Genomic DNA, 1,907 nt, shown 5'->3' on the forward strand with positions numbered 1-1,907 from the left:
GGGAAAAGCAAAATACCGGACCAACCAACGAATACAAAGCGATCGCGTTTCAGCCAGTCATCAAGGACGTCGAACCATCCTCTCTGTGGCACGCGGCCTACTGCTATTGTCATAAACGAGAAGTCTCCTAATAAAAAAAAGTATTTCGGGATTTGTTATTTATTGCTAGATCTAAATAAGTAGGTCTATCTAGGTCATCTTAAGACGACAATGAGAAAAGTTTACTTTTCTTTACTTATTATTAACTATATTAAAAGAAATCTGCATTAATTTCCAGGTGAGATTCTCACATCCCAGTGAAAATATGTCACCCTATGTTATGGCGTCGCTCGAAAAATAGCATCCAGCAACAGATTCAAAAACCTAAAGACAAAACAATATGTACACCATCGATATCATCGTTAGAAACACCGCCTTACCAATGTCGATCGAAAAAAAGGAAGCCCATGACGCAGAGAATGTTTACCAACAAGTCCTGTCGGCCATGAATTCTCAAGAAACTCAAGTCTTAGAATTGACCTGTGAAAAACAAGAAGGCAAAAAAGTAGCCGTCTTGAGTGACTCAATTGTCGCAGCCATCATCTCCCAAAAATCAGGAGCAGCAGCAACTGGTCGTGCTGCGGGATTCTTCTCTGCCACTGCAGCAGAATGAACTCATCGATGACTAAATATCATCAGAATTTAGAAAAGCCATCAGCAATTAAAGTTGACAATCTCAACTTTAGCTGGATGGCGGACAAAAAGGTACTTCAAGCTTGTTCTCTAGAAGTACCCCAAGGTGAATTTTGGATGCTGCTAGGCAATAACGGCAGTGGCAAATCTACCCTTTTAAAATTGCTTACTGGTTTATTAATCCCCGATTCGGGAACAGCCGCGATCGCAAACACCTTTGGCTTAGTTTTTCAAAACCCCGATCTCCAATTGGTGATGCCTACTGTCGCTGCTGATGTTGCCTTTGGTCTGGTCGCGGAGAATCTTTCAGCGATTGAGGTTCGAGAACGAGTCAGATCGGCTCTTGATGCAGTGAATTTATTAGATCTCGAAAGGAGACCGATTTACGCTTTGAGCGGCGGGCAAAAACAACGAATTGCGATCGCAGGAGCCTTAGCTCGCAACTGTGAAACTATTTTGTTTGACGAACCCACCGCGCTACTAGATTCTGATACTCAAATAGAGCTAGTAAGGCAGGTACAAAATCTTGTCAGAACCCAGGGAATTACTGCTTTATGGGTAACTCATCGCCTAGAAGAATTGGACTATTGTGACGGAGCATTTCTCCTGGAAGATGGCCGAGTAACAGCTCAGGGAGATCCTATGACCATGAAGAATAAACTATTACAAAAGCAATATTGATGAGTTTAAGTTTTTGTTAACATTTTTCTTTACAATGGAGGAACAGTTTTAATTTTTATTAATTAACATAAATGTCATGTCTGCTCCCCCTTACCAGGCATTCCTTCTCGTTGATGGTTACAACATCATTGGCAGTTGGTCTGACCTCAAGAAAAGTCGCGATCATCACGGATTAGAAACTGCTCGTCATGTACTCATAGAGTCTTTGGTAAATTTTGCGCCAATGGTTGAGTATCGCACTCAAATAGTTTTTGATGCTCATTTTCAAAATACTCCAAGCTATAGCGAAAAATATACTCCCTTAGTTTCTGTTCATTTCACCGCTTTTGCCGAAACTGCCGATACTTATATCGAAAAATTTTGTGCTTCCTTTAGAAATACCGAATATCAAGAACATAGTTCGCGGCTGATCGTGGCAACTAATGACCGTGCTCAGAAATTAACAGTTACGGGTTATGGAGCAGAATGTATATCCGCACAAAGACTTGCTGGAGAGGTCGAAATCACTTCACGCAGAGTAAAACGAAATGAGCGACCTAGTAAGAAATCTGCGG

At 41.4% G+C, this 1,907-nt stretch carries 3 protein-coding genes and 1 pseudogene; 3 read left to right on the plus strand and 1 reads right to left on the minus strand.

The annotated features are described in order from the left end of the window. A pseudogene (locus XEN7305_RS28420) lies at window positions 1–113 on the minus strand (photosystem II D2 protein (photosystem q(a) protein)); the annotation flags it as partial. A gap of 266 nt (window positions 114–379) precedes the next feature. Between XEN7305_RS28420 and XEN7305_RS00065 the strand changes: the two are divergent. The 3 genes from XEN7305_RS00065 to XEN7305_RS00075 all read left to right on the plus strand — a co-directional run. Beyond that, window positions 380–652 (plus strand): hypothetical protein, encoded by a 273-nt coding sequence (locus tag XEN7305_RS00065; RefSeq protein ID WP_006507240.1) that lies wholly within the window; start codon window positions 380–382, stop codon window positions 650–652. 8 nt (window positions 653–660) lie between these two features. Continuing rightward, entirely contained in the window at window positions 661–1,353 is a 693-nt protein-coding gene (locus tag XEN7305_RS00070; protein WP_052035109.1) for an energy-coupling factor ABC transporter ATP-binding protein, read from the plus strand. Between the two features lie 76 nt (window positions 1,354–1,429). Continuing rightward, the coding region (locus XEN7305_RS00075; RefSeq protein WP_006507242.1) for an NYN domain-containing protein at window positions 1,430–1,907 on the plus strand (478 nt) is incomplete at its 3' end.

This window comes from Xenococcus sp. PCC 7305 (assembly GCF_000332055.1).
GTDB lineage: Bacteria > Cyanobacteriota > Cyanobacteriia > Cyanobacteriales > Xenococcaceae > Xenococcus.

Excerpts from the sequence above, each read along its gene's own strand:
- XEN7305_RS00065 (WP_006507240.1), top strand. The coding sequence starts at position 380 with ATGTACACCATCGATATCATCGTTAGAAACACCGCCTTACCAATGTCG.
- XEN7305_RS00070 (WP_052035109.1), top strand. The coding sequence starts at position 661 with ATGACTAAATATCATCAGAATTTAGAAAAGCCATCAGCAATTAAAGTT.